Raw genomic sequence first — 22,756 nt, 5'->3', positions numbered from 1 at the left:
CCCGCCCCCGCGGTACTGCCGGGGGACGGGCGCTTCGTCCTGTACGGACCGCTCCGGCGCGTCAGGCCCGCGAACGGTGTGCCACGTAGGCGAGCGTGCCCAGCAGCAGCCCGGCCGGAGGCGGCTTCGTGGCGGAGTCGAGAACGGGGGAGCGCAGCCAGCGGACCGGGCCGAGCCCCGCCCGGTCGGAGGGCGGGGCGGTGATGAACGTGCCCGGGCCCAGGCCGTGCAGGTCGAGGGAGGCGTCGTCCCAGCCCATGCGGTAGAGCAGCTCGGGAAGTTCGGCGGCGGAACCGGGGGAGACGAAGAAGTGGGCGCGGCCGTCCGCGGTGGCCGTCACGGGGCCGAGCGGCAGACCCATGCGCTCCAGCCGGACGAGCGCGCGGCGCCCCGCCGGCTCGGCCATCTCGATCACGTCGAAGGCCCGGCCGACCGGCAGCATCACCGCGGCGCCCGGGAAGCCGGACCAGACGCCGGTCGCCTCGTCCAGCGTCGTGCCCGCCGGGATCGTCGGGGCGAAGGCCAGGGGGTGCGCACCCGGCGCCGAGCAGTCGGCCCGGCCGCACGAGCACGCCCCCGCGGCGGCTCGGGCACCCGGGACCACGTCCCATCCCCACAGTCCGGTGAACGCGGCTACGGCGGTGCCCTCCGACGAGCGGCCGCGGCGACGTGCACCGGTCCGGATGTCGCGCATCGCCCGACTACTGCCGATCGTGAAGCCCATGCCCCCTCCAACGGGTCCGGTGCGCCCGTGGTTACGTGACGGAACCGGATTGTCACCCTCTGTTCCTGCCTGCCCGTTATCGCGCGATCCAGACAGCGCCTTGTCGCGCGTGGGGTGGTGCGTTCGGCTCCGTGCGCCCTGGAGTGCGCTTCTTCGCCCACCCTTGGTCGTTCTGTGTCAAGTGAATCGCGAGCGGAGCGAATGGAGTTCATTCGAAGGGGTGGCGAATGGTGGCGTTTCACGGATCGCCATGGCTGGACGCGTGATCGTAGGATTACTTTGAGTGCACGAGCCCTGGGGTTTTGTTTACTCGTGAGTATGCCAAGGGCAAGCCGGGTTCCCGTTCGAAGGGTGAGAACTACCGGACACGCGGCCGTGTTTATGGGCATTCTGATAGGGCTTGGCGCAGAGCGGCGACAAGTGATCTCGGGGAGTGGGGGCGTTCCAGTGGGCGGCAACGGCGGAGGCGGGACGAACGCTGACAAGCGCCCCAACGAGCTGCTCGGCTCGTGGTTCGTGCGCAGTGGCTGGTCCAAGGGCGAGCTGGCGCGCCAGGTGAACCGCAGAGCGCGCCAGCTGGGGGCCAACCACATTTCCACGGACACCTCGCGGGTGCGCCGCTGGCTGGACGGGGAGAACCCGCGCGAGCCGATCCCGCGCATCCTGTCGGAGCTGTTCTCCGAGCGGTTCGGCTGTGTCGTCGCCGTGGAGGACCTCGGTCTGCGCGCGCCCCACCAGGCACCCTCCGTGTCCGGCATCGACCTCCCGTGGACCGGCCCCCAGACCGTCGCGCTGATCAGCGAGTACTCGCGCAGCGACCTGATGCTGGCGCGGCGCGGCTTCCTCGGCAGCTCGCTGGGGCTATCCGCCGGCCCGGCCCTCATCGAGCCCATGCAGCGCTGGCTCGTCCCCACACCACCCGCGTCCTACGAGGCGGCCGAACCGCCGGCCTCGACGCGCCGCGGCGGCAGGCTCTCCCAACCGGAGCTGGATCTCCTGGAGTCCACCACCGTGATGTTCCGTCAGTGGGACGCGCAATGCGGCGGGGGACTGCGCCGCAAGGCCGTCGTCGGCCAGTTGCACGAGGTGACGGACCTCCTCCAGGAGCCGCAGCCCGCCGCCACCGAGAAGCGCCTGTTCAAGGTCGCCGCCGAACTGGCCGAGCTGGCGGGCTGGATGAGCTACGACGTGGGTCTCCAGCCCACCGCGCAGAAGTACTTCGTGCTCGCCCTGCACGCCTCGAAGGAGGCGGGTGACAAGCCGCTCGGCTCCTACATCCTCTCCAGCATGAGCCGGCAGATGATCCACCTCGGGCGGCCCGAGGACGCCCTGGAGCTGATCCATCTCGCCCAGTACGGCAGCCGTGACTGCGCGAGCCCCCGTACCCAGTCGATGCTGTATGCGATGGAGGCCCGGGCCTACGCCAACATGGGCCAGCCCGGGAAGTGCAAGCGGGCCGTCCGCATGGCCGAGGACACCTTCGCCGACGTGCACGAGTGGGACGACCCGGACCCCGACTGGATCCGCTTCTTCTCCCAGGCCGAGCTGTACGGCGAGAACTCGCACTCCTACCGCGATCTCGCCTACGTCGCCGGGCGCAGCCCCACGTACGCCTCCATGGCCGAGCCCCTGATGCAGGAGGCGGTCGACCGCTTCGGCAAGGACTCCGAGCACCAGAGGTCGTACGCGCTCAACCTCATCGGCATGGCCACCGTGCACCTGCTCCAGCGTGAACCCGAGCAGAGTGCCGTCCTGGCCAAGGAAGCCCTGAGGATCGGCAGGAAAGTGCGCTCCGAACGCGTCAACACTCGTATCCGAAAGACGGTCGACACCGCGGTCCGCGAGTTCGGCGACCTCGCCGAGGTCATCGACCTCACCGACCAGCTGGCCGTCGACCTGCCCGAGACCGCCGAAGCGGTCTGACGCCCGGCCGCCGAAGCGGCCCCGCTCAGTACCCCGGCCGCGGCCGGCCGTCCCGAACTGCCCGACTCGGCTCCCCCGTGCCAGGTCATCGGACGGCCGGGCGCGGCCGGTTCCGCTGTATGCGGCCCCGGCCGGCGCCGCTCGCGCGGACGCGGCCCGTCATCGCGGGGATGCCCCGCACGGTGGTCATGTCCCCGGGCGCCGGGGGCGCCGCGAGCATCCTGCCGGAGATTGCGTCACGATAACGATCGCTTCGACCACAATCAGGCAGTTCATGAACGTGTAACACACAGAGTGCCTTCGTCACTGGTGCGAAACATCGAGGGGCGTCCACGGAAACCGCGCTGCGTCAATCTCATGGCGCATAACCGGCCCACCCCTCACGACCCACTCAGGCTTCGCCCGCACGGGGCCGTACCAACGACGAGGAGACGCCGATGGCACCAGCCATCACCCTTGCCGCAGAGGCACCCAAGCTTTCTGCCGCCAACACAGGGTTCATGCTCATCTGTTCCGCCCTGGTGCTCATCATGACGCCGGGCCTCGCCTTCTTCTACGGAGGCATGGTCCGCGTCAAGAGCACCCTCAACATGCTGATGATGAGTTTCATCAGCATGGGGATCGTCACCATCCTGTGGGTGCTGTACGGCTTCTCCCTCGCCTTCGGCACGGACAAGGGATCGTTCATCGGCTGGACCTCCGACTGGGTCGGCCTCAGCAACATCGGCCTGACGGAACTGTGGGACGGGTACACCATCCCGGTCTTCGTCTTCATGGTCTTCCAGCTGATGTTCGCGATCATCACGCCCGCGCTGATAAGCGGTGCCCTCGCGGACCGCGTGAAGTTCACGGCGTGGTCGCTGTTCATCACGCTGTGGGCCACGCTCGTCTACTTCCCCGTCGCCCACTGGGTCTGGGGCGCGGGCGGCTGGGCCTTCGAGCTCGGTGTGATCGACTTCGCCGGCGGTACGGCGGTCCACATCAACGCGGGCGCCGCGGCGCTCGGCGTGATCCTGGTCATCGGCAAGCGCGTCGGCTTCAAGAAGGACCCGATGCGCCCGCACAGCCTCCCGCTGGTGATGCTCGGCTCCGGTCTGCTGTGGTTCGGCTGGTTCGGATTCAACGCCGGCTCGTGGCTGGGCAACGACGACGGCGTCGGCGCGCTGATGTTCGTCAACACGCAGATCGCCACCGCGGCCGCCATGCTGGCCTGGCTCCTCTACGAGAAGATCCGGCACGGCGCGTTCACCACCCTGGGCGCCGCCTCCGGCGCGGTCGCCGGTCTGGTCGCCATCACCCCGTCCGGCGGCGCCGTCTCCCCGCTCGGCGCCATCGCGGTCGGCGCCATCGCCGGTGTCCTGTGCGCCATGGCCGTGGGCCTGAAGTACAAGTTCGGCTACGACGACTCCCTCGACGTCGTCGGTGTCCACCTCGTCGGCGGTGTCATCGGCTCCCTGCTGATCGGCTTCTTCGCCAGCGGCAAGGGCCAGTCGACCGTCGAGGGCCTCTTCTACGGCGGCGGTCTGACCCAGTTCTGGAAGCAGTGCGCCGGCGTGTTCGCCGTCCTCGGCTACTCCCTGGTCGTCTCCGCGATCCTCGCCTTCCTCATCGACAAGACCATGGGCATGCGGGTCACCGAGGACGAGGAGATCGCCGGCATCGACCAGGCCGAGCACGCCGAGACCGCATACGACTTCAGCGGCGCCGGTGGTGGCGCCGCCCGGACCGCCGTGCCCGCCCCGGCCGACACGGACGCCAAGAAGGTGGACGCATGAAGCTCATCACCGCCGTCGTGAAGCCCCACCGGCTCGACGAGATCAAAGAGGCACTCCAGGCCTTCGGGGTCCACGGACTGACGGTCACCGAGGCGAGCGGCTACGGTCGGCAGCGGGGACACACCGAGGTGTACCGCGGCGCCGAGTACACGGTCGACCTCGTCCCCAAGATCCGCATAGAGGTGCTGGTCGAGGACGACGACGCCGAACAGCTCATCGATGTCGTCGTGAAGGCGGCCCGTACAGGCAAGATCGGTGACGGCAAGGTGTGGTCCGTCCCGGTCGACACGGCGGTCCGGGTCCGGACCGGCGAGCGCGGCCCGGACGCACTCTGACCGGATCGGCCCGCACGAAGAAGAAAGACAGGAGTCGCTGGGTGACGAGTACGGACACGCGAGTGGAAGCAGAGGACTCGGGACCCAGCGGCTACGCGGCGGCCCGGCTGCGCCTCCTCCAAGAGGGGGCGCGGTCCGGGCCGCCGCGCCGTACCGCCCTCGCCGACCTGACGGACGACTGGCTGACCGGCCTGTTCACCGCCGGATCCCAGGGCCTGCGCGGGGTCTCCCTCGTCGCCGTCGGCGGTTACGGCCGCGGCGAACTCTCCCCCCGCAGCGATCTCGACCTGCTCCTCCTGCACGACGGCGCCGACTCCGCCGCCGTCGCCGCCCTCGCCGACCGCCTCTGGTACCCCGTATGGGACCTGGGCCTCGATCTCGACCACTCGGTCCGCACCCCCGTCGAGGCCCGCAAGACCGCCGCCGACGACCTCAAGGCCCAGCTCGGCCTCCTCGACGCCCGTCACATCGCGGGCGACCTCGGCCTCACCGCCGGACTGCGCACGGCCGTCCTCGCCGACTGGCGCAACCAGGCGCCGAAGCGGCTGCCCCAGCTCCAGGAACTGTGCGCGGAGCGCGCCGAACGCCAGGGCGAACTCCAGTACCTCCTCGAACCCGACCTGAAGGAGGCCCGCGGCGGACTGCGCGACGCCATCGCGCTGCGCGCCGTCGCCGCGTCCTGGCTCGCGGACGCCCCCCGCGAAGGACTCGCGGACGCCCGTCGCCGGCTCCTGGACGTCCGCGACGCCCTGCACCTCGCCACCGGCCGCGCCACCGACCGCCTCGCGCTCCAGGAACAGGACCAGGTCGCCGCCGAACTCGGCCTGCTGGACGCCGACACCCTGCTGCGCCAGGTGTACGAGGCGGCGCGCGTCGTGTCGTACGCCAGCGACGTCACCTGGCGCGAAGTGGGACGCGTCCTGCGCTCGCGCGCCGTACGCCCGCGGCTGCGCGCCATGCTGGGCGGCGGCAAGCCCGTCGCCGAACGGTCCCCGCTCGCCGAGGGAGTCGTCGAACAGGACGGCGAGGTGGGGCTCGCCCGCACCGCCCGGCCCGAGCGCGACCCCGTGCTCCCGCTGCGCGCCGCAGCCGCCGCCGCGCAGGCGGACCTCCCGATCTCCCTGCACGCCGTACGGCGGATGGCCGCCGCCGTACGTCCCCTCCCCACGCCCTGGCCCGCCGAGGCACGCGAACAGCTCGTCACCCTCCTCGGCTCGGGCCGCCCGACCGTCGAGGTCTGGGAGGCGCTGGAAGCCGAAGGGCTGATCACCCGGCTGCTGCCCGACTGGGAGCGGGTGCGCTGCCGGCCCCAGCGCAACGCCGTCCACATCTGGACCGTCGACCGCCACCTCATCGAGACGGCCGTCCGCGCCTCCGAACTGACCCGCCGCGTCGGCCGCCCCGACCTCCTCCTCGTCGCCGCCCTGCTCCACGACATCGGCAAGGGCTGGCCCGGCGACCACTCCGTGGCCGGCGAGATCATCGCCCGTGACGTGGCCGCCCGCATCGGCTTCGACCGCGTGGACGTCGCGGTGCTCGCCACCCTCGTACGCCATCACCTGCTGCTCGTCGACACCGCGACCCGGCGCGACCTGGAGGACCCGGCCACCGTCCGCTCGGTCGCCGAGGCCGTCGGATCACAGGGCACCCTGGAACTGCTGCACGCGCTCACCGAGGCGGACGCGCTGGCCACCGGGCCCGCCGCCTGGTCCACCTGGCGCGGCTCCCTCGTCGCCGACCTGGTCAAACGGGTCTCGGCCGTGCTCGCGGGGGACGCTCCCGAGGAACCCGAGGCCCCCGCGCCCACCGCCGAGATGGAACGTCTCGCGATCGAGGCGTACCGCACGGGCGGGCCCGTCCTGGCCCTGCGCGCGCAGACGGAACCCGTCGACACCGACGCCGAGCCCGCCACCGTCCCGGACGACCCGGAACCGCTCGGTGTGGAACTCCTCATCGCCGTCCCCGACCAGCCGGGCGTGCTCCCCTCGGTGGCCGGCGTCCTCGCCATGCACCGGCTGACCGTCCGCACCGCCGAACTGCGCGCCCTGGACCTGCCCGACGGCGTCGACGGCTCGGTGCTGCTGCTCAACTGGCGCGTCGCCGCCGAGTACGGCTCCCTGCCGCAGGCCGCCCGGCTGCGCGCCGACCTCGTACGCGCCCTCGACGGCTCCCTCGACATCACCGCCCGCCTCGCCGAGCGCGACGCCGCCTACCCGCGCCGCCGGGGCGTGGTCGCGCCCCCTCCGCGGGTCACCGTCGCGCCGGCGGCGTCCCGCCTGGCCACGGTCATCGAGGTCCGCGCCCACGACGCGCCGGGCCTGCTGCACCGCATCGGGCGGGCCCTGGAGACGGCGCGGGTACGGGTACGGAGCATGCACGTCTCCACGCTCGGCGCGAACGCCGTCGACGCCTTCTACGTGACGGGCACGAAGGGGGAACCCCTGCCGGGGGAGGAGGCCGCCTCGGTGGCGCGGGCCGTGGAGGAGGCGCTGCGGGGCTGACCTCGCGCCTGCCGGCCCGGCGGCCGTTCCGGGGCCGCACCGGTTTCGCGCCCGTGGACGTTCCGGGACCGCGGGCGTTCGGCGCCCGCAACGGTTCCGGGCCCGTGGTCGTCCCGGGCTACGGTCGTTCCGGGCTGTGGTCGTTGCGGGCCCGCAACGGTTCCGGGCCCGTGGTCGTCCCGCGTGCGCCCCCGCTCTTCCGGCCTCCGTACTTGCTCCGCCCCGCACTCGTTCTGCCCCCGCACTCGTTCTGCCCCCGCACTCGTTATGACCCCGTGCGCGTTCCGTCCCCGCGTTCGTTCCGGGCGGTGAGCGGACATGTGATCTCCGTGACCCGGGGAGCCGTCCGGTCGCCGAAAGCCGGTCCGGCAGGGCCGCGGACCGCCGCCCCCGCCGCCGCGGGCCTCGTCCCCGGTCGCCGAATGCGGTGCGCGGGGACGAATCGCTTGCGGGGACAGATACCCTGGAGGGCAGCCCGAAACCGACCCCGACTCCGAGGACCGAAGCCACCGTGTTCGATACCCTCTCCGACCGCCTCAGCGCGACGTTCAAAAACCTCCGCGGCAAGGGGCGCCTCAGTGAGGCGGACATCGACGCCACGGCCCGCGAGATCCGCATCGCGCTCCTCGAAGCCGATGTCGCCCTCCCGGTCGTCCGCACCTTCATCAAGAACGTCAAGGAGCGGGCCCTCGGCAGCGAGGTCTCCAGGGCGCTGAACCCCGCCCAGCAGGTTCTGAAGATCGTGAACGACGAGCTCGTCACGATCCTCGGCGGTGAGACCCGCCGCCTCCGGTTCGCCAAGAACCCGCCCACCGTGATCATGCTCGCGGGCCTCCAGGGCGCGGGCAAGACCACGCTCGCCGGAAAGCTCGGCAAGTGGCTCAAGGACCAGGGCCACTCCCCGATCCTCGTCGCCGCCGACCTCCAGCGCCCGAACGCGGTGAACCAGCTCAGCGTCGTCGCCGAGCGCGCGGGCGTCGCCGTCTACGCCCCCGAGCCGGGCAACGGCGTCGGCGACCCGGTCAAGGTCGCCAAGGACTCCATCGAGTTCGCGAAGGCCAAGGTCCACGACATCGTGATCGTGGACACCGCCGGCCGCCTCGGTATCGACCAGGAGCTGATGCAGCAGGCCGCGGACATCCGCGACGCCGTCAGCCCCGACGAGATCCTCTTCGTCGTCGACGCGATGATCGGCCAGGACGCGGTCAACACCGCCGAGTCCTTCCGCGACGGCGTCGGCTTCGACGGCGTGGTGCTCTCCAAGCTCGACGGTGACGCCCGCGGTGGTGCCGCCCTGTCGATCCGGCAGATCACCGGCAAGCCGATCATGTTCGCCTCGAACGGCGAGAAGCTCGACGACTTCGACGCCTTCCACCCTGACCGGATGGCTTCCCGCATCCTCGACATGGGTGACCTCCTCACCCTGATCGAGCAGGCGGAGAAGACGTTCAGCCAGGAAGAGGCCGAGAAGATGGCCTCCAAGCTGGCGTCCAAGAAGGGCCAGGACTTCACCCTGGACGACTTCCTGGCCCAGATGGAGCAGGTCCGGAAGATGGGCAGCATCAGCAAGCTGCTCGGCATGCTCCCGGGCATGGGCCAGATCAAGGACCAGATCAACAACCTGGACGAGCGGGACGTCGACCGCGTCGGCGCGATCATCAAGTCGATGACCCCGGGCGAGCGCCAGGACCCGACGATCATCAACGGCTCGCGCCGCGCCCGTATCGCCAAGGGTTCCGGCGTCGAGGTCAGCGCGGTCAAGGGCCTGGTCGAGCGCTTCTTCGAGGCCCGCAAGATGATGTCCCGCATGGCCCAGGGCGGCGGGATGCCGGGCATGCCCGGGATGCCGGGCATGGGCGGCGGCCCCGGCCGCGCCAAGAAGAAGCCGAAGCAGGCCAAGGGCAAGCAGCGCTCCGGCAACCCGATGAAGCGCAAGCAGCAGGAGGAAGAGGAGGCGGCCCGGCGCGAGGCGGGCGCCCAGGGCGGCAACGCCTTCGGCCTGCCGCAGCAGGGCGCCCAGGACTTCGAGCTGCCGGACGAGTTCAAGAAGTTCATGGACTGACGCTCGCGCACCGACCTTCCGCCCCGTGCGGGAGCGCCGACGTGACGCCCGCTGGGGGCGCCCCTCACCGCGAGGGGCGCCCCCAGCGGCATGACCGCAGGTGCCGGTGTCCGCCATCTGTCGTAACGTCCACTTATGAGCAATCCTGTGCCGCCGCGCAAGGCACCGGACCAGCCGTGGCGTACCGAGGGCACACCACCTGAGCCGACACCGCCGCCGGGCGGCCGGCGGAAGCTGCCGGGCGGCTGGTGGAGCCTGGCCCTGGCCGCGCTCATCGTGTTCCTGATCGCCAACCTGGTGCTGTCCTTCTACAACAAGGGCAACGAGCCGACGATCTCGTACACGGAGTTCAGCCGGCAGGTCGACGACGGCAACGTCACCAAGATCTACGCCAAGGGCGACGCGATCCAGGGACAGCTCAAGGACTCGCAGGAGAAGCCCGACGGCGACGGGAAATACACCAAGTTCAAGACCCAGCGCCCGGTCTTCGCGGACGACAAGCTCTGGGACAACCTCCAGAAGCACGACGTCACGGTGACCGCCTCGCCGGTGGTCCAGGAGCGCAGCTTCCTGTTCAACCTGCTGATCTCGCTCGCCCCGATGTTCCTGCTCGTCGTCCTGTGGATCTTCATCGCCCGGCGGATGGGCTCCGGCATGGGCGGCGCGGGCGGCATGCTCGGCCGCAAGGCGCCCCCGAAACCGGTCGAACTCGTGCCCGGCGGCAAACGCACCACGTTCGCGGACGTGGCCGGCATCGACGAGGTGGCCGGCGAGGTCGACGACGTCGTGGACTTCCTCAAGAACCCCGACGCGTACCGCAGGATGGGCGCGAAGATGCCGCGCGGCGTGCTGCTGGCGGGCCCGCCCGGAACGGGAAAGACCCTGCTCGCGCGGGCCGTCGCGGGCGAGGCGGGAGTCCCGTTCTTCTCCGCCTCCGCCTCCGAGTTCATCGAGATGATCGTGGGCGTCGGCGCCTCGCGCGTGCGCGAACTGTTCGCCGAGGCACGCAAGGTGGCCCCGTCCATCATCTTCATCGACGAGATCGACACCATCGGACGGTCACGGTCGGGCGGCTCCGCCATGGGCGGCCACGACGAGCGCGAGCAGACGCTGAACCAGATCCTCACCGAGATGGACGGCTTCTCCGGCTCGGAGGGCGTCATCGTCATCGCCGCCACCAACCGCGCCGACATCCTGGACCCGGCGCTCACCCGCCCAGGCCGCTTCGACCGGGTCGTCAACGTCTCGCCCCCCGACCGCGGCGGCCGCGAGGCGATCCTGGAGATCCACACCCGCGACATCCCGCTCGCCCCCGGCGTGGACCTGACCCAGGTGGCCCGGACGACCCCGGGCATGACCGGCGCCGACCTCGCCAACCTCGCCAACGAGGCGGCCCTCCTCGCCGTCAAGCGCAAGCAGTCCGAGGTGACCCAGGGCGACCTCTCCGAAGCGCTCGAAAAGGTCCAGCTCGGCGCCGAACGCTCCCTGGTCATGCCCTACGAGGAACGCCGCCGCACCGCGTACCACGAGAGCGGCCACGCCCTCCTCGGGATGCTGCGGCCCGGCGCCGACCCCGTCCGCAAGATCACCATCGTTCCGCGCGGCCGCGCGCTCGGCGTCACCCTCTCCACGCCGGACGCGGACCGGTACGCGTACACCGAGGAATACCTGCGCGGCCGGATCATCGGCGCCCTCGGCGGCATGGCCGCCGAGCACGTCGTCTACGACGTCATCACCACGGGCTCGGAGAACGACCTGGAACAGGTCACGAACCTCGCCCGCGGCATGGTGGCCCGCTGGGGCATGAGCGAACGCGTCGGCCGGCTGTCCGCCCTGCCGGGCGACTCCCAGCAGGCCTACGGCCTCGCGGCGGCCCCGGGCACCCTCGACTCGATCGACCACGAGATGCGCCGCATCGTCGACGAGTGCTACGAGGAGGCCTGCCAGAAGCTCCGCGAGCACCGCGGACAGCTCGACGCCCTGGCCGAGGCGCTCCTCGCGAACGAGACGCTGGAGGAGGCCGAGGCGTACCGGATCGCCGGAGTGCCCCGGACGGCCAAGGAGGTCTGAACCCGGCGCCCGGCAGCACGCCCGGGACCTCGCGCCCAAGCCACCACACCCCCGCAGGCGGGATACGGCGTGAGGGGACGTGCCGGTACATCGATGCCCGTCGCCACCGACGGTCACTCCTCATCCAACGGCGACGGGCTGATGCACCGGTACGGCCCCGACCCCTGACCGGCCTCAGGCCGTACGGGCGATCAGATACCGGAACACGTTCGGCATCCAGACCGTCCCGTCCCGCCGCAGATGAGGATGCAGCGCCTCGGCCACCTCCTTGTCGACCTGCGCCTGGTCGGTGGCGGCGACCGCGGCGTCGAAGAGCCCCGTCGAGAGCAGCCCGCGCACGGCGCTGTCCACGTCGGCGTAACCGAACGGGCAGGACACCCGCCCCGAGCCGTCCGGCCGCAGCCCGGCCCGCTGGGCGACGTCCTCCAGGTCGTCCCGGCGAGCGGCGCGCCAGCTCGCCGCGCCGCGCAGGGGATCGGCCAGTTTGGTGGCCACCCGCAGCACGGCCGAGGTGCTGCACCGCTCCGGCGGCCCCCACCCGACCAGCACCACGGGCGTGCCCCGGCCGGCGAGCGGTGCCGCCTCCGCGAGCAGCGAACCGAGCCCCTCGGAGTCGCCGGCCACGCACCCGATCGGTTCGAACGCGGTCACCAGGTCGTACGCCGGCGCTCCCTGCGCCACCGTGTCCCGGGGCGCCCCGGACACGATCCGGATCCCGGCGTGCGGGCCCGTGTCCCGGTCCCGCGGCAGCAGACGTTCCCGTGCGAGGGCCAGCCGTTCGGGCGACGAGGAGTCGACACCCGTGACCGCGGCGCCGCGGGAGGCCGCCATCAGCAGGGCGAGCCCCGACCCGCAGCCGAGCCCGAGCAGCCGTGTCCCGCCGCCCACTTCGAGCCGCTCGTAGACGGCCTCGTAGAGCGGCACCAGCATCCGCTCCTGGATCTCGGCCCAGTCACGCGCGCGTGCACCCCGGTCCGCGCGGGACGAGGGGCCCGCATGAGGAAGGTGCTGCCGCACGAGCGTAGGTGTCATCGAAAGTGCCCCAATCCGCCGAGAGTTGCCGCCGGGCCCCCTTTCCTCCGCCCCCGCGCACGAGGCCCGCACTCCCCCCGTATGTCAGGTAACTCCGCCCTCGACGTGCCGTCCAGGGGTCGCGGGGGCCCGTTTGTGCCCAGGCCGCGAAAGGCGCAAGAATTCACATACCGGCAACGTGGGCCCGTAGCATCGCCCCCATGGCAAAGGCACCCGTTCTCACACCCCGGGCGGACGACTTCCCGCGCTGGTACCAGGACTTGATCAACAAGGCCGAGCTCGCCGACAACGGACCGGTGCGCGGCACCATGGTCATCCGGCCCTACGGGTACGGGCTGTGGGAGCGGATGCAGCAGGAGATGGACGCCCGCATCAAGGAGGCGGGGGCCCAGAACGCGTACTTCCCGCTGTTCATCCCGCAGTCGTACCTGACCCGGGAGGCCGAACACGTCGAGGGCTTCGCGCCCGAGCTCGCGGTCGTCACGCACGGCGGCGGCAAGGAGCTGGAGGAGCCGGTCGTCGTCCGCCCCACCTCCGAGACGATCGTCAACGAGTACTTCTCCAAGTGGGTGCAGAGCTACCGCGATCTGCCGCTGCTGATCAACCAGTGGGCCAACGTGGTCCGTTGGGAGATGCGCCCGCGGGTGTTCCTGCGAACGACCGAATTTCTCTGGCAGGAGGGCCACACCGCGCACGCCACCTACGAGGACGCCCGGGACTACGCCGCGCACATCCACAAGGAGGTGTACGCCGACTTCATGGTGAACGTCCTCGGCATCGATGTCGTCCTCGGCCGGAAGACGGCGGGCGAGCGGTTCGCCGGGGCGGTCAACACCCTCACGCTCGAAGGCATGATGGGCGACGGCAAGGCGCTCCAGATGGGCACCAGTCACGAGCTGGGGCAGAACTTCGCGAAGGCGTTCGACACCCGGTACCTGTCCCGGGACGGGAAGCAGGAGCTCGTCTGGCAGACCTCCTGGGGGTCCTCGACCCGCATGGTGGGTGGCCTGATCATGTCGCACGGCGATGACAGTGGGTTGCGGGTGCCGCCCCGGCTCGCCCCGGTACAGGTCGTCGTCCTCGCGATCAAGGGGGACGAGGCGGTTCTGGCCAAGGTCCGCGAGATCGGCGACCGGCTGAAGGCCGCGGGTGTACGGGTCCAGGTCGACGACCGTACGGACACCCCCTTCGGGCGCCGCGCCGTCGACTGGGAGCTCAAGGGTGTCCCCGTACGCGTCGAGGTCGGCCCCCGTGACCTGGAGAGCGGTACGGCGATGCTCGCCCGCCGCATCCCCGGAGGCAAGGAGCCGGTGGCCCTCGACGCGCTGGCCGCCCTGCTCCCCGGCGTCCTGGAGGAGGACCAGGCGCTGCTCCTGAGGCAGTCCCGCGAGCGCCGCGAGTCCCGTACGACAGACGTGTCGAGCATCGGCGCGGCCGTGGAGGCCGCCGTGGCCGGCGGCTGGGCGCGCATTCCCTGGGCCGACCTCGGCGAAGAGGGCGAGGCCAGGCTCGCCGAGCACGCGGTGACCGTACGGTGTCTGGTCGCCGAGGACGGGTCGGTGCCCGGCACCGACGACGCACCCGGTAACGTCGCCGTCGTCGCCCGCGCCTACTGAGCGGGCCCGCAGGGCGGCCGAAACACCACTTGCGCATCCGCCGGCCTCAGGTGCCCCGGCGTGCGGATCCCGTCTAAGCGCCGGGGCGTACGTGTGACTACGTACCGGCTTGATACGAGCTGTGACGCTTCTCCGCAGATCAGCGCACCCGCCCTCGTCGGGACGCATCAGTGGCAACTGACGGGTACGTGCAAATTATTTGGGATGCCCCGTAATAGGAACACGGAGGCACTCCCGCTCGTTGTCATTACGTGAGCACGACACCACCTGTTCTCGCCGCAGAGCTGGCAGGGGCGTGGGCCGACATTCAGCGGCACCACCCCGAACTGCCCGATCTTGCCGCGCCAGAGTCCCTGATCGGGGAGTCGTCGTCCGCCTGCGGACACGAACTCTCCTTCGAGCGACTGCTTCACGAAGCAGTCCACGGCATCGCCGCCGCGCGTGGAGTCCGCGACACCTCGCGCGCCGGCCGGTATCACAACCGCAGATTCCTCGCGATCGCCGAGGAGCTGGGCCTCGACCACCCCGAGGAGCCGCATCCCAGCAGTGGCTTCTCCCTGGTCACGCTCAACCCCGAGGCGAAGCGCCGCTACCGCCCGACCATCGAGCGGCTCCAGCGCGCGCTGAAGGCCCACACGGCCGCCACGTCCGCGGACACCGCCCGCTCGTTCCGCGGTCCGGCCGCCCGCCACGGCTCCTCCGGAGGAGGTGTCCGCGTCAAGGCCGTCTGCGACTGCGGGCGCAACGTGCGCGTGGTCCCGTCGGTCCTCGCGCAGGCGCCGATCGTGTGCGGAGGGTGCGGTAAACCCTTCCGGATTCCGGAGGTGGTCGGGGCGGCCGCGGGCTGAGGAGCGCGCTCCACCGGCGTCTCGTGGATGCCGGACGAGTCCGCGCGGCCCGTGAGCAGTCGTGCCTCCCCCACTGCCCTGGAGCACGTGGGGGGATTCAGGAGGCACGAGTGCGCGCGGGCGGCCTCTCTCCGGTCTCCCCGGCGGCCGGTCCACCGTCGCCCCCGCCTGACGGGCACCCGGAACACCGGGTGCCCGCTCAGGCACGGCCCCGCTCAGGCACGGCCCCGCTCAGGCACGGCCCCGCTCAGGCACGGCCCCGCTCAGGCACGGCCGCGCTCGGCCATGGGCCCGCTCGGCCCGGTCTCGCCGAAGCGCGGGCCCGCCCGGGCGTGGCCTCGCACACCCTCGGTCCGGGCGGACCGCAGGGTGTGGCAGAATGGTCAGCTGTACTCGACAGCCGCATAGGACCCCTCTCTCCTCCGGCTGACGCGTCCATCGGGCACTCGGGTACCGCAACCCCACGCGGCCATCTCTGCGTGCCCAACCCCGTCAAGACCAGGAGACACCACTTCCGTGGCAGTCAAGATCAAGCTGAAGCGTCTGGGCAAGATCCGTTCGCCTCACTACCGCATCGTCGTCGCCGACTCCCGTACCCGCCGTGACGGCCGGGCCATCGAGGAGATCGGTCTGTACCACCCGGTGCAGAACCCTTCGCGCATCGAGGTCGACTCGGACCGCGCGCAGTACTGGCTGGGTGTCGGCGCGCAGCCGACCGAGCCCGTGCTCGCCATCCTGAAGCTGACCGGTGACTGGCAGAAGTTCAAGGGCCTGCCGGCCCCGGCTCCGCTGCTCGTCGCCGAGCCGAAGGCCGCGCGCCCGCTGTTCGACGCCCTCGGTGGCGAGGACACGGGCAAGGGTGAGGCCATCACCCAGAAGAAGAAGGCTGAGAAGAAGGACGAGGCCCCGGCCGAGTCCGAGTCGACCGAGGCCTGAGCATGCTCGAGGAGGCTCTCGAGCACCTCGTGAAGGGCATCGTCGACAACCCCGACGACGTGCAGGTCGCCTCGCGCAACCTGCGCCGCGGGCGCGTACTCGAGGTCCGGGTCCACCCGGACGACCTCGGCAAGGTGATCGGCCGCAACGGCCGCACCGCACGCGCTCTGCGCACCGTCGTGGGCGCCATCGGCGGCCGCGGTGTCCGCGTCGACCTCGTCGACGTGGACCACGTCCGCTGACGTAGCAGGCAGCACCGGCTCGGGCCGGGGAGGGCTTACGAGCCGTCCTCGGCCCGCAGTCGTCTGCGCACCCGTATCCGAAGCATTGCCGTCGGTACACGACAGGAGATCAAGCACAGTGCAGCTGGTAGTCGCTCGCGTCGGCCGCGCCCACGGCATCAAGGGCGAGGTCACCGTGGAGGTCCGCACCGACGAGCCCGAGCTGCGGCTCGGACCCGGTGCCGTCCTGCTCACCGATCCGGCCTCCGCCGGACCGCTGACCATCGAGACGGGCCGCGTCCACAGCGGCCGTCTCCTGCTGCGCTTCGCCGGCGTACGCGACCGGAACGGCGCCGAGGCGCTGCGCAACACCCTGCTGATCGCCGAGGTCGACCCGGACGTGATGCCGGAGGACCCGGACGAGTACTACGACCACCAGCTCATGGACCTGGACGTGGTCACCACGGACGGCACCGAGGTCGGCCGGATCACCGAGATCTCGCACCTGCCCTCGCAGGACCTGTTCGTGGTCGAGCGGGAGGACGGCACCGAGGTGCTGATCCCGTTCGTCGAGGAGATCGTCGTCGAGATCGACCTGGAGGAGCAGCGGGCCGTCATCGACCCGCCGCCCGGCCTGATCGACGACCGCGCGGAGGTCGTGTCCACCCGGGACGAGGAGAACGGCTCCGCCGCGGCCGGCGAGGACGTCACGGGGGCCGGCGCCTGATGCGGCTCGACGTCGTCACGATCTTCCCCGAGTACCTGGAGCCCCTGGACGTCTCGCTCGTCGGCAAGGCCCGCGCGCGTGGCCAGCTGAACGTGCACGTGCACGACCTCCGGGACTGGACGTACGACCGGCACAACACGGTCGACGACACGCCCTACGGCGGCGGCCCCGGCATGGTCATGAAGACCGAGCCCTGGGGCGACGCGCTGGATTCCGCTCTGGCGGACGGGTACGAGACGGGCTCCCACGGGCCCGCCCTCGTGGTCCCCACTCCCAGCGGGCGCCCGTTCACCCAGGAACTCGCCGTGGAGCTCTCCGAACGCCCCTGGCTGGTGTTCACGCCCGCGCGCTACGAGGGCATCGACCGCCGTGTCATCGACGAGTACGCGACCAGGATGCCCGTCTACGAGGTGTCCATCGGCGACTACGTGCTCGCCGGCGGCGAGGCGGCCGTCCTCGTCGTCACCGAGGCCGTGGCCCGGCTGCTGCCGGGCGTCCTCGGCAACGCCGAGTCCCACCGGGACGACTCCTTCGCCCCCGGCGCCATGGCCAACCTCCTGGAGGGCCCGGTGTACACCAAGCCCCCGCGGTGGCGCGGCCGTGAGATCCCCGACGTGCTGGTCAGCGGTCACCACGGGAAGATCGCCCGCTGGCGCCGCGACGAGGCCCTGCGCCGTACGGCGGCGAACCGGCCCGACCTCATCGAGCGCTGCGAAGCCTCCGCCTTCGACAAGAAGGACCGCGAGATGCTCTCGATCATGGGCTGGCGACCGGCTCCCGACGGCCGATTTTGGCGCAGGCCGGACGCCGTGGAAGAATAAGCCGCTGCTCTCCGTCGTCCGGCGTGCGCCCCTGCCACAGGGGGATACGACGCCCGTCCCGACGAGACAGCATCATCTTCGAACCTCTCTCCCGTTGATGACCTGTGGCATCAGCGAAGAAAGCAGACAAAATGTCTCACCTGCTCGACTCCGTCGACGGCGCCTCGCTGCGCACCGACATCCCGGCCTTCCGCCCGGGTGACACCGTCAACGTCCACGTCCGCGTCATCGAGGGCAACCGCTCCCGTGTGCAGCAGTTCAAGGGCGTGGTCATCCGCCGCCAGGGCGCCGGTGTCCGTGAGACCTTCTCGGTCCGCAAGGTCTCGTTCTCCGTCGGCGTCGAGCGCACCTTCCCGGTGCACACCCCGATCGTCGAGAAGATCGAGGTCGTCACGCGCGGTGACGTGCGTCGCGCCAAGCTGTACTACCTCCGTGAGCTGCGCGGCAAGGCCGCGAAGATCAAGGAGAAGCGCGACCGCTGAGCCCGTGCCGCCGCGGTGATACGTCGGCGACCGAGCCGGTAAGAAGGTGTCTCAGGGAGGCCGGATAGCATCTGGCCCCGATGGACACCGAAGCACAGCCCGTGGAGCGCGACCGCTCCTCCCGCCCTTCCGCTTCCGAGGAGACCTCGGACACAGCGGGGCCGGAGGAGCGGTCGCGTTCTGCGTTCTCCGACAAGATCGCCGAATGGCTTCCCGGAGGCCGGATCACCCTGACCGTGCTGGTCTGTCTGGTGTTTCTGCTGCTCGTCAGCCGCTTCGTGATGCAGCCGTTCGAGATTCCCAGCGGCTCCATGGAGTCCGGATTGAGGATCGGGGACCGCGTTCTCGTAAACAAGTTGGCGTACCGTTTCGGTTCCGAGCCGCAGCGGGGCGATGTCGTCGTCTTCGACGGCACCGGTTATTTCGGGAACGCGGACTACGTCAAACGCGTCGTCGGAGTAGGGGGAGACCACGTGGTCTGCTGCGACAAGGAGGGGAGACTCGAAGTGAACGGCCGAGCGGTCGACGAGTCGACATTTCTCTATCGGGGTGACAGCCCGTCCGAGGTGCCCTTCGACATCGTCGTGCCCGAGCGGTCCCTGTTCGTCCTGGGCGATCACCGCAGCCGCTCCCGCGACTCCCGTGATCATCTGGGCTCGCCCGGCGGCGGCATGGTCCCCGTCGGCGATGTCATCGGCAGGGCCGACTGGATCGCCTGGCCCATGGGCCACGGGACCCGTCTGACGCGTCCCGACGCCTACGCGGGTGTGCCGGCCGCCGGGGGTGCGCATGGGTAACCGCGGACGGGCGCGCGGGGTCTCCGCCAGCGCCGCCGACAATCTGCTCCCCACCGGATCCCGGCGCGCCGCCGGAGGCGCCGCCAGGCCCAGCCGGGTCGAGCGCCGCAAGCTCGCGCGCAAGATCAAGAGGCGCAGGCGCCGCTCGGCGGTCAGGGAGATACCCCTCCTCGTCGGCGTCGCCGTCCTGATAGCGCTGGTCCTCAAGACGTTCCTCGTCCAGGCCTTCGTGATCCCGTCGGGCTCCATGGAGAACACGATCCAGATCGGCGACCGCGTCCTGGTGGACAAGTTCACCCCCTGGTTCGGCTCGGAACCCAAGCGCGGTGACGTCGTCGTCTTCAAGGACCCCGGAGGCTGGCTCACCGCCGAGGAGTCCCAGAAGAAGAACGACCCCGTGGTCGTCAAGCAGTTCAAGGAAGGGCTGACCTTCATCGGTCTGCTGCCCTCCGACAACGAGAAGGACCTGATCAAGCGGGTCGTCGGACTCGGCGGGGACACCGTCAAGTGCTGCGACGTGCAGGGCCGGGTGACCGTGAACGGCACCCCTCTGACCGAGCCGTACGTCTTCGCCGGAGACAAGCCGTCGGACTTCTCCTTCGAGGTGAAGGTGCCCGCGGGCCGTCTGTTCGTGCTGGGCGACCACCGGGGCAACTCGGCGGACTCCCGTTACCACCGCACCGACAAGTTCTCCGGCACGGTCTCCGAGGACTCGGTCGTGGGCCGGGCGATGGTCATCGGCTGGCCCATCGGTCACTGGACCCGCCTGCAGGAGCCGAACACGTTCTCGACGGTGGTCGACGCGCCTGGAGGGTCGGCTTCCGCTCCAGCTCTGTCGCATAGGGTGGCCTCTGCGGATCCAGACGGATTGATCCCGCTCCCGAGCCCTGCGGAACTCCCGCTCGTTATGGGAGTGGTGGGCCTGCGCCGAATACGGCGCGGGCGGCGGCACGGAGTGAGGAGTGGATGTGGGGGATGTGGCGGTCGGCGCGCGTTCTGGGCACGAAGGTCCCGAAGGGCAGCCGGAGCGGCCCGAGGATGCGGCTGCACCGGCCGTAGAACCCGGTTCGGGTTCCGGGAGCGGCTCCGAGGACGGTGACTCCCCGGCCGGGCGTCCCGAACGGGACCCCAAGTCCACCAAACAGCGCTCCTTCTGGAAGGAGCTGCCGATCCTGATCGGCATCGCTCTGGTCCTTGCGCTGATCATCAAGACGTTCCTGGTGCAGGCGTTCTCGATCCCGTCGGACTCGATGCAGAACACCCTCCAGCAGGGTGACCGCGTCCTGGTCGACAAGCTGACCCCGTGGTTCGGCTCCGAGCCGGAGCGCGGCGAGGTCGTCGTCTTCCACGACCCGGACAACTGGCTGGCGGGCGAGCCCACGGCCGACCCGAACGCCCTGCAGACGGTCCTCAGCTGGATCGGCCTGATGCCGTCCGCCGAGGAGAAGGACCTGATCAAGCGGGTCATCGGCGTCGCCGGTGACACGGTCGAGTGCAAGAACACCGGCCCGCTGAAGGTCAACGGCAAGGCACTGAACGAGTCGTCGTACGTGTACGCGGGGAACACCCCGTGCAGCCAGGACGAGGACGGCGGTCAGTTCAAGGTCAAGGTCCCCAAGGGCATGATCTGGGTGATGGGCGACCACCGCCAGAACTCGCGGGACTCGCGCTACAACCAGGCGGACAAGCACCACGGCATGGTGCCGGTGAACGACGTCGTCGGCCGCGCCATCGTCAAGGCCTGGCCCATCAACCGCTGGGGCACCCTCCCGGTGCCGGACACCTTCGACCAGCCCGGCCTGAGCGACCAGGCGGCCGCGGCGGTCACCTCGCCGGGGTCGATGGCCCTGCTGGGCGCCGTGCCGCTCGTGCTCGTACGACGCAGGCGCAAGGCGTCCAAGGACGACTGAACCGCCGCACGGCCTTCGGGGCCGGCCTCTCCGGACAGGTCCGGAGAGGCCGGCCCCGCTCGCTTCCCCGCACGGATCCGGTCCGCTCCGGCGATCGTGATCCAGCGGGGGCTGACCCCGGACCGTACCCCCGGGTAAGGTGCGGGCCCATGGGTGGCGAGAGCGCAACACGTACGGCCCCGCGCAGCGGCGGCACCGGCAAGGCCCCGGTGGGCAGCAAGACCGGACAGCGGTTGTCCGGGCTGGCTGTCGCGCTCGGTCTGGTGCTGTTCCTCGGCGGATTCGCCTGGGCGGCGTTGGTCTACCGGCCGTACACCGTTCCCACGAGTTCGATGGCACCGACGATCAAGATCGGCGACCGGGTCCTGGCGCAGCGCGTCGACGGCAGCGAGGTCCGCCGCGGTGACGTCGTCGTCTTCGAGGACAAGACCTGGGTCACGGGCTCGTCCGTGGTCAAGCGCGTGGTCGCCGTCGGCGGCGACACCGTCGCCTGCTGCACCGACGGCAAGCTGACCGTCAACGGCAAGAAGATCGACGAACCGTATCTGCCCGAGGGGAGCCTCGCCGAGCTCACGGGCTTCCCGACCGTGAAGGTCCCCGAGGGACGGCTGTTCCTGCTGGGCGACGAGCGGCGCGGCTCCCTGGACTCCACCGCGCACCTCACGGACGCGGCCGGTGGCACCGTGGCGCGCGGCGCCGTGAAGGCCCGGGTCGAAGCCGTCGCCTGGCCGATGAACGGCATGATCGCCCGCCCCGACGGCTTCAAGGAACTCGGTGCTCTGTCCCGGCCAGGACCGCTCCCCACGATGATCGCCCTGGTGATCGCGGGCGCCGTCCTCGTACTGGGCGGCGCGGCGTACGGGCCGGTCGCCAAGCTGGCTGGCCGTTCCCGCGCGCGCACGGAGTCCGCCGGTGCCCGCTGAGGCGGCGGGCACGGACGAGGAGTCCGGCCGGGACGGGCTGCGCAAGGTCGCCCGGGTCGTGCTGCTCGACCCGCGGGACCGCGTCCTGCTGCTGCACGGCCACGAGCCGGACGATCCCTCCGACGACTGGTGGTTCACGCCCGGCGGCGGCGTGGAGGGCGACGAGACCCGGGAGCAGGCGGCCCTGCGGGAACTCGTGGAGGAGACCGGGATCACCGAGGTCGAACTGGGCCCCGTGCTGTGGCGGCGGACCTGCTCGTTCCCGTTCGCGGGCAGGCGCTGGGACCAGGACGAGTGGTACTTCCTGGCCCGTACGACCCAGACCGCCACGGCGGCCACGGGCCTGACGGAGCTGGAGCGGCGCAGCGTCGCCGGATCGCGTTGGTGGACGTGCCGGGAACTGACCGAAGCACATGAGACGGTGTATCCGACCAAACTCGCCGAGCTCCTGCGCAGGGTGCTCGACGAGGGGCCCCCGGCCACGCCCGAGGTCCTCGACACGGAAATCGTCTAGGGGCTCTCGGGGCTGGCGCACAATAGGGGAACGCACGGCTGAAGGGGAACATGCCATGAGCGCCGAGGACCTCGAGAAGTACGAGACCGAGATGGAGCTGAAGCTCTATCGGGAGTACCGCGATGTCGTCGGTCTGTTCAAATATGTGATCGAGACCGAGCGGCGCTTCTATCTCACCAACGACTACGAGATGCAGGTGCACTCGGTCCAGGGTGAGGTGTTTTTCGAGGTATCCATGGCGGATGCCTGGGTGTGGGACATGTATCGGCCCGCCCGCTTCGTGAAACAGGTGCGCGTCCTCACTTTCAAGGACGTGAACATCGAGGAGCTGAACAAGAACGATCTGGAGCTGCCGGGCGGCTGAGATCCGGGTGACGGAGACGCGGGTGGCTGAGGTCCGGCGGCCGAGGTCGGGCCGGCCGGACCCGGACCCGCCCGCCAAGGGTGAGCGGCGATCACGGTGGTGACTCGTACGGGTGACGGGGTTCTCCACAGTCGCCCGCTCGTCCACCAAGATCCAACAGCTGGGTGACAAGGCC

20 protein-coding genes and 1 pseudogene are annotated in these 22,756 nt (G+C 70.7%); 19 read left to right on the top strand and 2 right to left on the bottom strand.

Going from position 1 to position 22,756, the window contains the following annotated elements:
* Window positions 1-61: 61 nt before the first annotated feature.
* Entirely contained in the window at window positions 62-724 is a 663-nt protein-coding gene (locus ACFYW9_RS13195; protein WP_389148597.1) for a bifunctional DNA primase/polymerase, read from the bottom strand.
* Window positions 725-1,171: 447 nt separating this feature from the next.
* Between ACFYW9_RS13195 and ACFYW9_RS13190 the strand changes: the two genes are divergently transcribed.
* The 6 genes from ACFYW9_RS13190 to ftsH all read left to right on the top strand — a co-directional run bounded on the left by ACFYW9_RS13190 (window position 1,172) and on the right by ftsH (window position 11,390).
* Entirely contained in the window at window positions 1,172-2,647 is a 1,476-nt protein-coding gene (locus ACFYW9_RS13190; RefSeq protein ID WP_329301858.1) for a hypothetical protein, read from the top strand.
* Between the two features lie 437 nt (window positions 2,648-3,084).
* Entirely contained in the window at window positions 3,085-4,422 is a 1,338-nt protein-coding gene (locus tag ACFYW9_RS13185) for an ammonium transporter (RefSeq protein ID WP_389148593.1), read from the top strand.
* The gene (locus ACFYW9_RS13180) at window positions 4,419-4,757 is read left to right on the top strand and encodes a P-II family nitrogen regulator (RefSeq protein ID WP_142192909.1); all 339 of its coding nucleotides are present in this window, start codon (window positions 4,419-4,421) and stop codon (window positions 4,755-4,757) included. The genes ACFYW9_RS13185 and ACFYW9_RS13180 overlap by 4 nt, the downstream gene beginning before the upstream one ends.
* Window positions 4,758-4,798: 41 nt before the next feature.
* The gene (locus ACFYW9_RS13175; protein ID WP_389148589.1) at window positions 4,799-7,258 is read left to right on the top strand and encodes a [protein-PII] uridylyltransferase; all 2,460 of its coding nucleotides are present in this window, start codon (window positions 4,799-4,801) and stop codon (window positions 7,256-7,258) included.
* A 511-nt stretch (window positions 7,259-7,769) separates the two neighbouring features.
* A complete protein-coding gene (gene ffh, locus ACFYW9_RS13170; RefSeq protein WP_351868873.1) occupies window positions 7,770-9,320 on the top strand; it encodes a signal recognition particle protein in 1,551 nt (516 codons plus the stop codon).
* Window positions 9,321-9,455: 135 nt separating this feature from the next.
* Window positions 9,456-11,390, top strand: a complete 1,935-nt coding sequence (gene ftsH, locus ACFYW9_RS13165; RefSeq protein ID WP_389148585.1) for an ATP-dependent zinc metalloprotease FtsH — start codon at window positions 9,456-9,458, stop codon at window positions 11,388-11,390.
* A gap of 174 nt (window positions 11,391-11,564) precedes the next feature.
* Here ftsH and ACFYW9_RS13160 read toward each other — a convergent pair whose 3' ends face one another.
* A complete protein-coding gene (locus ACFYW9_RS13160; RefSeq protein ID WP_389148582.1) occupies window positions 11,565-12,422 on the bottom strand; it encodes an SAM-dependent methyltransferase in 858 nt (285 codons plus the stop codon).
* A 200-nt stretch (window positions 12,423-12,622) separates the two neighbouring features.
* Between ACFYW9_RS13160 and proS the strand changes: the two genes are divergently transcribed.
* From proS to ACFYW9_RS13095, 13 genes and pseudogenes are all read left to right on the top strand, one after another.
* Window positions 12,623-14,038: a proline--tRNA ligase gene (proS, locus tag ACFYW9_RS13155; RefSeq protein ID WP_351868879.1), complete on the top strand. Its 1,416-nt coding sequence runs from the start codon at window positions 12,623-12,625 to the stop codon at window positions 14,036-14,038.
* Window positions 14,039-14,289: 251 nt separating this feature from the next.
* A complete protein-coding gene (locus ACFYW9_RS13150) occupies window positions 14,290-14,886 on the top strand; it encodes a hypothetical protein (RefSeq protein ID WP_037625093.1) in 597 nt (198 codons plus the stop codon).
* Window positions 14,887-15,402: 516 nt separating this feature from the next.
* Window positions 15,403-15,822, top strand: a complete 420-nt coding sequence (gene rpsP, locus ACFYW9_RS13145) for a 30S ribosomal protein S16 (protein WP_326785285.1) — start codon at window positions 15,403-15,405, stop codon at window positions 15,820-15,822.
* Window positions 15,823-15,824: 2 nt separating this feature from the next.
* Window positions 15,825-16,064 (top strand): RNA-binding protein, encoded by a 240-nt coding sequence (locus tag ACFYW9_RS13140; protein ID WP_003973401.1) that lies wholly within the window; start codon window positions 15,825-15,827, stop codon window positions 16,062-16,064.
* Window positions 16,065-16,182: 118 nt separating this feature from the next.
* A complete protein-coding gene (gene rimM / locus ACFYW9_RS13135) occupies window positions 16,183-16,770 on the top strand; it encodes a ribosome maturation factor RimM (RefSeq protein ID WP_389148577.1) in 588 nt (195 codons plus the stop codon).
* A complete protein-coding gene (trmD, locus tag ACFYW9_RS13130; RefSeq protein ID WP_389148573.1) occupies window positions 16,770-17,591 on the top strand; it encodes a tRNA (guanosine(37)-N1)-methyltransferase TrmD in 822 nt (273 codons plus the stop codon). The genes rimM and trmD overlap by 1 nt, the downstream gene beginning before the upstream one ends.
* A 131-nt stretch (window positions 17,592-17,722) precedes the next feature.
* A complete protein-coding gene (gene rplS / locus ACFYW9_RS13125) occupies window positions 17,723-18,073 on the top strand; it encodes a 50S ribosomal protein L19 (protein WP_326785282.1) in 351 nt (116 codons plus the stop codon).
* 80 nt (window positions 18,074-18,153) lie between these two features.
* On the top strand, window positions 18,154-18,870 hold the full coding sequence (gene lepB, locus ACFYW9_RS13120) for a signal peptidase I (protein ID WP_351868889.1): 717 nt from the start codon (window positions 18,154-18,156) through the stop codon (window positions 18,868-18,870).
* Window positions 18,863-19,951, top strand: a pseudogene (gene lepB, locus ACFYW9_RS13115) (signal peptidase I); the annotation flags it as partial. The gene lepB (ACFYW9_RS13120) and the pseudogene lepB (ACFYW9_RS13115), both read left to right, overlap by 8 nt.
* Window positions 19,839-20,780 carry a signal peptidase I gene (gene lepB, locus ACFYW9_RS13110; RefSeq protein WP_389148569.1) on the top strand — a complete coding sequence of 314 codons (942 nt, stop codon included), beginning with the start codon at window positions 19,839-19,841 and terminating at the stop codon, window positions 20,778-20,780. The pseudogene lepB (ACFYW9_RS13115) and the gene lepB (ACFYW9_RS13110), both read left to right, overlap by 113 nt.
* 149 nt (window positions 20,781-20,929) lie before the next feature.
* Window positions 20,930-21,703 carry a signal peptidase I gene (gene lepB, locus ACFYW9_RS13105; RefSeq protein WP_389148565.1) on the top strand — a complete coding sequence of 258 codons (774 nt, stop codon included), beginning with the start codon at window positions 20,930-20,932 and terminating at the stop codon, window positions 21,701-21,703.
* Entirely contained in the window at window positions 21,693-22,217 is a 525-nt protein-coding gene (locus ACFYW9_RS13100; protein ID WP_351868897.1) for an NUDIX hydrolase, read from the top strand. Before lepB (ACFYW9_RS13105) ends, ACFYW9_RS13100 begins: the two co-directional genes overlap by 11 nt.
* 55 nt (window positions 22,218-22,272) lie before the next feature.
* The gene (locus tag ACFYW9_RS13095; RefSeq protein WP_069765426.1) at window positions 22,273-22,581 is read left to right on the top strand and encodes a DUF2469 domain-containing protein; all 309 of its coding nucleotides are present in this window, start codon (window positions 22,273-22,275) and stop codon (window positions 22,579-22,581) included.
* Window positions 22,582-22,756 lie beyond the last annotated feature (175 nt).

The organism is Streptomyces sp. NPDC002698, assembly GCF_042888945.1.
Lineage (GTDB): Bacteria > Actinomycetota > Actinomycetes > Streptomycetales > Streptomycetaceae > Streptomyces.
Note: the sequence above shows the minus strand (reverse complement) of the source record. Positions and strands in the feature narration are given on the sequence as shown.